This is a genomic window from Pseudomonas sp. MD195_PC81_125 (assembly GCF_014060985.1).
Lineage (GTDB): Bacteria > Pseudomonadota > Gammaproteobacteria > Pseudomonadales > Pseudomonadaceae > Aquipseudomonas > Aquipseudomonas parakoreensis.
This window is the reverse complement of record NZ_JABULD010000316.1, coordinates 1-2,432: the sequence shown is the minus strand read 5'-3', so window position 1 is coordinate 2,432 and position 2,432 is coordinate 1. Positions and strand designations below refer to the sequence as shown.

Sequence of the window (2,432 nt, the reverse complement as noted above, 5' to 3'; positions counted from 1 at the left end):
GCTCCCACATGGGTTCTGTGTCGTACACACATTCACTGTGGGAGCGAGCCTGCTCGCGAAGGCGTCTTTTCAGCCAGCGCTGACCTCACTGGTGTCTTTGATCAAATGCGCCGCCAACGTGCGCAACGGCCCCAGCTGCCGGCAGATCAACGCCAGTTGCGTCTGCACCAGCCGCTGCCCTTCATCGATCTCGTCCGGCATCTGCTCCAGCTCATTGGCCAGCGCTTCCTCGTCGTCGCTCTGGATCGCCACTGGCTGCTTGTTGGCCAGGCCCTGGGCGATTTCATCGATGCTCGCGGCCAGTTTCACTCCGGCGCCGTCAATCAGGTGTTCGCGGACTTCCGCCGGTAGCTGCGTTTCGCGATGCGCGCCCAATCCGGAGAGGTAGCTGAGCAGCGTGTGCGACAGCACCAGGAAGCGGAAACCGACATCCGCTTCCTTACGGAAATGCCCCGGCTCCATCAGCATGTTCGCCAGCGTGGTCGACAGTGCCGCGTCGGCATTGTGCGCGTTGCGTCGGGCCAGGCGATAGGCGAGGTCATCGCTCTTGCCGGCGGCGTATTGCTGCATGATCTGGCGCAGGTAGATGCTGTTGCACGTCAGGGTGTTGGCCAGCACTTTGTTCAGGCGTCGACCCTGCCAGTCCGGCAGGAACAGGAACACCGTCAGGCCGGCGATCAGGCTGCCGAGCAGGGTATCGAACAAGCGCGGCAGGAACAGCCCGTAGCCATCGCCGATCTGGTTAAAGCAGAACAGCACCATGATCGTGATCGCCGCCGTCGCCACGGTGTAGCGCGTGGTGCGGTTGGTAAAGAACACCACCCCGGCGGCAATGGCGAAGCACGACTGCACCAGCGGGCTGGGGAACAGATCGAACAGCGCCCAGGCCACGGTCAGACCGATGGCGGTGCCGAGAATCCGCTGCCCGAGTTTGCGCCGGGTTGCGCCGTAGTTCGGCTGGCAGACGAACAGTGTGGTGAGAATGATCCAATAGCCCTGCGACGGGTGAATCAGGTGCACCATGCCGTAGCCGATACTCAATGCCAGCGGCAGACGCAGGGCGTGGCGGAACAGCAAGGAGGTCGGTGTCAACTGCGTGCGCAGACGAATCCACACGTCCTTGAGGTTGCGTGGTGAGCGGTCGAGCAGGCTGCTATCGGTGGCGTCCGCCAGCGCGTCAGGGTTGCTCGCATCGCTGAGCAAGCGGTCGAGGGTGCCGAGGTTGGCTGCCAGAGCACGCAGCGAACGCAGAAGGCCGCGCCACGCCGGATTGCTCTGGATGCGCAGGTGTTCAAGGGACGCGTCGAGGTCTGTCAGCGCTTCGGCAAAACTGGCGTCGTAGACGAACGGCTGGCGCATCTGGATCGACTCGGCCAGCGCACGACAGGCTTTGCCCTGCTGGCGCAGCAGACGCTGGCAGCGGAACAGCACGTCGCTGTGGAAGAATGCCTCGGCCAGCGCGTTGTACGGATAGTGCGAAGAGCTGGCGCGTTCGTGAATGTCCTGGGCGAGGAAATACAGCTTCAGATAACGGCTGACTTTCGAACCCGGGCGACCGTTGCCGACCCGGTGCAGGATGATTTCCTTGGCGCTGTTCAGCGCGGCCACTACGCGACCGTTCTGCTGTGCCAGTTCCAGCCGCCGTCCTTCGACGTCCAGTTGGCGGATCGGCTCGAACAGTGAGGCTTTGAGCTTCAGGTAGAAACCCAGTTCACGGAACAGCCGCGCCAGACTCTGCTGCACCGGCTGGTTGGAAAACAGCGCCTGCCACAGCACCGAGAGCAAGCCGTACCACGCGGCGCCCGCCACCAGCAGCATCGGCTCGTGCCAGAAATCGGTGACCGCGCCGCCGCGCTGATCCACGCCGATCATGGTGTAGACCGACAGAATCAACGTCGCCGAAGCAATCGCGCCATAACGCTCGCCGAGCGCACCGAGCATGGTCAGGGCGAAGCTGGCCAGGGCCAGGGCGATGGCAAAGACGATGGGGTAGGGGAAGAGCAGTTCCACTGACAGCGCGGCGATACTGAAACACACCAGGGTGACCGCCAGCGCGTTGAGGCGACCCTGCCAGCTGTCGTCGGTCTCGGCCAGGGCGCTGGCGATAATCCCCAGGAACAACGGGATCAGCAGGCCCATTTCATCCTGATACCAGCACAGCGCCATGCTGCCGGTCAGGGCGATGAACACCCGCACGCTGTAGCTGAATTTATCCAGCGCCCACAGGCGCCGCAAAGACTGACGAAACGAGGTCGAGGACATGAAGTGCGAAGGCCTTCCGAGGCGATGCCGCTAAATTGAGCCAGTAATGACGCCGACGCAATGGCGCCGATCACATCTGACAGCAAAAAGTGTTCCTTGATTGCCCGCTCCCCCTGTAGGAGCTGCCGAAGACTGCGATCTTTTGATCCTGTTTTTAARATCAAAAGATC

Annotated in this window: 1 protein-coding gene; it reads right to left on the bottom strand. The window is 62.4% G+C overall.

What is annotated here, in order from left to right:
* Positions 1–69: 69 nt before the first annotated feature.
* Positions 70–2,262, bottom strand: coding sequence for a YccS family putative transporter (gene yccS / locus HT737_RS13270; RefSeq protein WP_182402809.1), 2,193 nt, complete (start codon positions 2,260–2,262; stop codon positions 70–72).
* Between the last annotated feature and the right edge of the window lie 170 nt (positions 2,263–2,432).